Below are 6,276 nucleotides of genomic sequence, written 5' to 3' on the forward strand. Positions count from 1 at the left end.
AGGCGGAGTCGAACGTGGGCGTAGACGGTGGCGGTGACGCCGATGTGGGCGTGGCCGAGGAGTTCCTTGATGACGACAAGTTCGACGCCCTGTTCCGGAAGGAGGGTGGCTGTCGAGTGGCGGAGGTCGTGAAAGCGGATGCGGCGGAGACCGGCCCTACGGAGGAGCGTGGTGAAGGCGCGGGTGAGGTTGGTCGGGTCGATCGGTCGGCCCTGCGCGGTGGTGAACACGTGCCCGTCCTGCTGCCGCGCCGCGCCTGCGCCCTCGCGCTCGTGCTGTTGCTGCTCGTGGTGATGCTTCAGTGAGTGGACGCAGCGGGTGGGGAGGGTGATACGGCGCTCGGAGGCCCGAGTCTTGGTGGGCAGCGTGGTGAGTCCGCCGGTGCTGGTTCGCTGAAGTGTGCGGCGGATTGTGGCGGTGCCCTCGTCGAGGTCGAGGTCTGTCCAGCGCAGGCCGAGGAGTTCGCCCTTGCGGAGTCCGGTGTGGAGGGCGAGTTCGAACAGCGCGTGCAGCCGGTGTCCGCGCGTGGCCGCGAGGTACTGGCGGGCTTCGTCGGCGGTGAGGGGTTCGAAGCGTCGGGGTCGTGGGGTGCCGGTGCGGACGTTGCGGGCGACGTTGCGTGGGATCTCCTCCTCGCGGACGGCGTGCTCCAGGGCGGACTTGAGTACGGACTGGATGTAGGTGAGTGTCAGCGGGGAGAGCAGCTTGTGGCAGCACTGCCCGACCGCACAGCAACGGGGCTCATCACGGGCCGTATCGATGCCACGCACCCAGCACTGGCAGGTGGTGCGGAGCTGGTTGAGCCAGGTACGGACGTCTTTAGCGGTGAGCTTGGTGAGCTTCTTCTTGCCGAGGCCGGGGATGAGGTACCGGTTGACGCAGGTGGTGTAACGGGTGTGGGTGTTCTCACGGAGTTGGTGTACGGCAACGTTTTCCGGCCAGTACGTCAGGTACGCGGCCAAGCTGCCCTGCGCGGAGGGGACCGGGGAGGCCGCGGTTGCTGGTGGCGATCTTCTCGGTGAGCTTGGCCAGGGCTTCCTTTGTCGTGCTCGGCCCTTGGCGGGGCGTGGTCATCAGCGGTCCCCCTGTGGCCGACCCGCTGGTTTGCCGAGGGCTGCGCCCAGAGCGGCGGCGACTTCTACCACCGCACCACTCGTGCCACCGTCCGAGCCGAATCCGGCGCGGCAGTAGCACGTCCTCGCGCCGGCGCCTCCAACAGCAGTAGCGACGGCAACACCCACGGATTACCCCGCACTACGACCGACACCAGCGGAACGCCGAACTGCTGCTCACCTGCATATACGCAGTTGAGGACGCGTCAGCCAGCACACGTACCATGTGCCGGCAGGGGCCACACCGGTTCTTGTCCACAACTGCAATGAAGTCTTCTATCGTGCAATGAGTGAGAGGGAACTCAACCAACTGGGATCCAATGGCGAGATCACTGTCAGGGGTACGGAGAACTTCGTTACGCAGTCCCGTGAATACCTTGAAGGTCTGAGACATCAAACCCATCGCAGGGGAGGCAGAAATGCCGAGAAGTATACCGTCCTGGTCCGCTATGAGGCTTCCCCGGGCACTCGCGATGCATTGACCTCGATAGGTAAAACTGCGGGCGACATCGGCCAGGATATCAACGCCGTACACCTGAAGTCGGAGCGTGGATATGACACGTACGGCCTGAGGCCCGGATCGGTTGGAGTGTTTAATTCAAGAATCGTCGGATTCGGAAGAGCGGAAAACTGGTGACATTCCCAAGAAGAGAAAGATCTCAGGCTGATCTTGTGGAATCACTCGCAGACGGCACGGGGCGGGATTCCAGGTTTATTGCGGCCAAGTATCCCGAGGTCACCCAGTTCATTGTCTCCTGGATTCGTGAAGCCGCTCGGGCGGGGAATTGGGCAAGGGTTGACAAGTTTGCCAACTTGGCCGCCCCCTTGCGGGTGCCGGGTCTTGGTGGGGCTCTCCAGGAGATCCTTGATTCGGATGCCATGGGATTCAACAAGGAAGATCTCGTGGAGATCTTGGGGGAGATTCATGCATTGGATGCAGTTCCTTGTCTCTTTCGGGTTGCGGAATGTTCGGTAGGAGAAGATGCCCCAGCTTATTGGCTATGCCAGAAAGTGATCTCTTCTCTGGGTGAGATCGGCACGCCAGAGGCGCTTGGGTGCATTCGTCAGATGACGGCCGTGCTATGGCCTGACGCTGTCCGATGGCACGCCGCTGTCGAGCTGGGGATTGAAGAGGAACTCGGGTTCGACGAGGATCGAATGTTGGGGTAGTGCCCCTGTGCTATCCGGGTCCCAAGAAGTGCCGATAGCGCTGGCAAAGATGAAGCCCCGCCAGGTGTCTTACCGTCGGTCTACCTGTCGAGAACGTTGAAGGCCGCGACCTCCTGAAATTGAGGTCTTGAGGGGATGGCGACGGTGCGTACTAAGGAGTCCCCTGAGCGGACGCCGAGTGGCTCGCCGCACATGCGAGGGCCGCCATCTCCTTCCTGGCGATGGCGGCCCTCACTGTCACATCTGACGGCAGGTCAGGCATCCGCCTGACCGGTGCACACCCGGTGCACAAGGCCCTGGAAAACAGCTGGGAACAGAGTGGGAACCATTGAGTGGTGTTTCCCTGGCTCACAGCACGTTTCCGGGTCCCAGGCCCTGCTGAAACCGTCCCGCTTTTTAGATGTCGAAGTACAGCTCGAACTCGTGCGGGTGCGGGCGGAGTTGGATGGGGGCGATTTCCTTGGTGCGCTTGTAGTCGATCCAGGTCTCGATCAGGTCCGAGGTGAAGACGCCGCCGGCCTGGAGGTATTCGTTGTCCGCTTCCAGGGCGTCGAGGACGTCCGGGAGGGAGGTGGGGACCTGGGGGACGCCCGCGTGTTCTTCGGGGGCCAGTTCGTAGAGGTCCTTGTCGATCGGCTCGGCCGGCTCGATCTTGTTCTTGATGCCGTCGAGGCCCGCGAGGAGGAGGGCGGAGAAGGCCAGATACGGGTTCGAGGACGGGTCCGGGGCGCGGAATTCGACGCGCTTGGCCTTCGGGTTCGAGCCCGTGATCGGGATACGCATCGCCGCCGAGCGGTTGCGCTGGGAGTAGACCAGGTTGACCGGGGCCTCGAAGCCGGGGACCAGGCGGTGGTACGAATTCACCGTCGGGTTGGTGAACGCCAGCAGTGACGGAGCGTGCTTGAGGATGCCGCCGATGTAGTAGCGGGCGGTGTCCGAGAGGCCCGCGTAGCCCTGCTCGTCGTAGAAGAGCGGAGTGCCGCCCTGCCACAGGGACTGGTGGACGTGCATACCGGAGCCGTTGTCACCGAAGATCGGCTTGGGCATGAAGGTCGCGGTCTTGCCGTTGCGCCAGGCGACGTTCTTCACGATGTACTTGAAGAGCATCAGGTCGTCGGCGGCGGCGAGCAGCGTGTTGAACTTGTAGTTGATCTCCGCCTGGCCGGCGGTGCCCACCTCGTGGTGCTGGCGCTCGACCTGGATGCCGGACGCCTCCAGCTCCAGGGAGATCTCGGCACGGAGGTCGGCGAAGTGGTCGACCGGCGGAGCCGGGAAGTAGCCGCCCTTGTAGCGGACCTTGTAGCCGCGGTTGTCCTCGATCGCTCCGGTGTTCCAGGCGCCGGCCTCGGAGTCGATGTGGTAGAAGCCCTCGTTCGCGGTGGTGTTGAAACGCACGCTGTCGAAGACGTAGAACTCGGCCTCCGGGCCGAAGTACGCGGTGTCCGCGACGCCGGTGGAGGCGAGATAGGCCTCCGCCTTCTTGGCGATGTTGCGCGGGTCGCGGCTGTACTGCTCGCCCGTGATCGGGTCGTGGATGAAGAAGTTGATGTTCAGCGTCTTGTCGCGGCGGAACGAGTCGACACGGGCGGTCGACAGGTCGGCACGCAGCGCCATGTCCGACTCGTGGATGGCCTGGAAGCCACGGATCGACGAGCCGTCGAAGGCCAGCTCGTCCGCCGGGTCGAACGACTTCGCCGGGATCGTGAAGTGCTGCATCACGCCAGGCAGATCGCAGAAGCGGACGTCGACGAACTTGACGTCCTCGTCCGCGATGAATTTCTTGGCCTCGTCGGCGTTCTGGAACATCCAGCTCCTCCTCCTCCCGTCCCGGGGAGGGGCGGGGGTTGTCGCTCGGTGGTGCGGCCAGTGCGGTGGCACACGCTGGACCCGACCATAGGTTTCCGGGATTTCTCAAGCATGACCCATTTGTTTCGCTCAAGTTAACCAGCCCGGGTGTGCGCCGGCTCGTAGGACGGTCCCGCACCCCTCTCCCGGGGCCCGGACGCCCTCGCAGTACCGTGGTCGGGTGGACAACAGGCAAGCAATCGGATCGTGGCTCTCCGGCCCCCGTACGGCCGCCGAGGACATGGGCGTCGACTTCGGATACCGAGGTGAGCGACTGGGTCTTCCGGAGCACGGGCCGGGCTCGGTGGCTCCGCTCGGACGGCGCTTCGGGGCCATCTTCGTCGACTGGGCGCTCTGCATGCTGATCGCATACGGGTTGCTCGCCGGCCGTGACTGGCAGGCGGCCGGCAACTGGGCCCTCGGCGTCCTGCTCGTCCTGAGCGTGCTCACCGTCGGTACGGTCGGCTTCACTCCCGGCAAGCGGCTCCTCGGCCTGCGCGTCGTCGCCGAGAACGGCGACCGGCTCGGCCTCGGCCGCGTACTCATCCGCAGCGTCCTGCTCTGCCTCGCCATCCCGGCCCTCATCTGGGACCGCGACGGGCGCGGGCTGCACGACCGGCTCTCCCGCTCCGTGCAGGTGCGGATCTGAGCCGTTCCGCAAGTGCCGTTCCGCGGGCAAGGGCGCGATACGTGTGAGAGGGCGGCCCCGTTTTCCCGGGCCGCCCTCTCGTCTGTCCGTCCGCTCGTTCGCTGCGTCGCCGTACCGCCTCAGCGCATCTTTCCGCCTCTTGGCATCCTCATGCCCTTCGGCATCGGGCCCTTCGGCAGCGGCATGTTGCTCATCAGATCGCCCAACGCCCGCAGCCGGTCGTTGGCCGCCGTCACCTGCGGGCCCGCCAGCACCCGCGGCAGCTTCAGCATGGTCGTGCGCACCTTCTTCAGCGGCACCTGGCCCTCGCCGTCGCCGACGATGATGTCGTGCACCGGCACATCCACCACGATGCGCGCCATCCGCTTCTTCTCGGCCGCCAGCAGCGTCTTCACCCGGTTCGGGTTGCCCTCGCCCACCAGCACGATGCCCGCCTTGCCGACGGCCCGGTGGACGACGTCCTGGTTGCGGTTCATCGCCACCGCCGGTGTGGTCGTCCAGCCCCGGCCCACGTTCTCCAGGACCGCCGCCGCCGCGCCCGGCTGGCCCTCCATCTGTCCGAAGGCCGCCTTCTCGGCGCGGCGGCCGAAGACGATCGCCATCGCGAGGAACGCCAGGATGAAGCCCAGGATCCCCAGATAGACGGGATGGCCGATCAGGAAGCCGATCGCGAGGAAGACACCGAAGGTGACGATTCCCACACCAGCGACGACAAGACCGACCTTGGAGTCGGCCCGTCGGGTCATCTTGTAGGTAAGAGCGATCTGCTTCAGTCGCCCCTGGTTCGCAGCAGTGTCTGCGTTTTCCTTCCTCGCCATGCCCAGAGTTTACGTGGCGCGGGAAGTGGCCTTCGACACGGCCTCCATTACGTGCTGCGCCTCGACCCGGTCCTTGGCCCTGCGGCGGTCCTCCAGGACGGCCGTCCAGGCGTTGCGGCGGGCCGTGCGCTGGCCGCCGCTGAGGAGCAAGGACTCGACGGCGCGCAGCGCGCCGGTCACGGAGGGCCGCACCGGAGCGGTCCGGCGCGTGGCGGCCATCGCCTTGGTGACGGGTCGAACCGGCGCGTCCTGCATGATGGCGATCCCCTCACGAGCGGGTCTGGTGCGGTGTGCACGAGCGTGCGCGGTGCGTAGAACCAGAGTCACTCACTGGTGTTACCAGGGCGTGACCGACCGGTCAAACGCGAATGAAACCCAGGTACGAGCCGGGTAAGGGCCAGATACGGCCCGGATACGGGGTCCGCGCGCGGCCGGAAAACGCCAACGCGGCCCGTACGCGGCCCCGACCTGCGGGGAGCGCACGGGCCCGCGGCACGGCCGGCTCTACTGCTCGGTAGTCGCGTGCCAGATCGCTCGGGAGCCACTTGTGCTCGGATTCACACAGCCCGAGCGAAGAGCCGATCGAGTTCGCGCGTACGCCAGTTGGCCGACGCCGCCCACGACGCCGTCCCCGACGCCATTCGCGCGCACCGTCCGGCTGTGGCTCACACCGCCCGGCCGG

5 protein-coding genes and 1 pseudogene are annotated in these 6,276 nt (G+C 65.7%); 2 read left to right on the top strand and 4 right to left on the bottom strand.

From position 1 onward, the window contains the following. Nucleotides 1–1,050, bottom strand: a pseudogene (gene xerC, locus GA0115259_RS34405) (tyrosine recombinase XerC); the annotation flags it as partial. 734 nt (nucleotides 1,051–1,784) lie between these two features. Here xerC and GA0115259_RS39785 point away from each other — a divergent pair. After that, the gene (locus GA0115259_RS39785) at nucleotides 1,785–2,282 is read left to right on the top strand and encodes a HEAT repeat domain-containing protein (protein ID WP_141716809.1); all 498 of its coding nucleotides are present in this window, start codon (nucleotides 1,785–1,787) and stop codon (nucleotides 2,280–2,282) included. Nucleotides 2,283–2,678: 396 nt separating this feature from the next. On the opposite strand, the gene glnA is transcribed toward GA0115259_RS39785, so the two are convergent. Then, nucleotides 2,679–4,088: a type I glutamate--ammonia ligase gene (gene glnA / locus GA0115259_RS34415; RefSeq protein ID WP_093604186.1), complete on the bottom strand. Its 1,410-nt coding sequence runs from the start codon at nucleotides 4,086–4,088 to the stop codon at nucleotides 2,679–2,681. 220 nt (nucleotides 4,089–4,308) lie between these two features. Between glnA and GA0115259_RS34420 the strand changes: the two genes are divergently transcribed. Continuing rightward, a complete protein-coding gene (locus GA0115259_RS34420) occupies nucleotides 4,309–4,776 on the top strand; it encodes an RDD family protein (RefSeq protein WP_093604188.1) in 468 nt (155 codons plus the stop codon). Between the two features lie 119 nt (nucleotides 4,777–4,895). Here GA0115259_RS34420 and GA0115259_RS34425 read toward each other — a convergent pair whose 3' ends face one another. Beyond that, a complete protein-coding gene (locus GA0115259_RS34425; RefSeq protein ID WP_093604190.1) occupies nucleotides 4,896–5,594 on the bottom strand; it encodes a DUF4191 domain-containing protein in 699 nt (232 codons plus the stop codon). Between the two features lie 9 nt (nucleotides 5,595–5,603). Beyond that, complete coding sequence (locus GA0115259_RS34430; RefSeq protein ID WP_370749195.1) at nucleotides 5,604–5,849, bottom strand: SCO2195 family GlnR-regulated protein; 246 nt, start codon at nucleotides 5,847–5,849, stop codon at nucleotides 5,604–5,606. Nucleotides 5,850–6,276 lie beyond the last annotated feature (427 nt).

Origin of the sequence: Streptomyces sp. MnatMP-M17, assembly GCF_900091995.1 — a bacterium.
GTDB lineage: Bacteria > Actinomycetota > Actinomycetes > Streptomycetales > Streptomycetaceae > Streptomyces.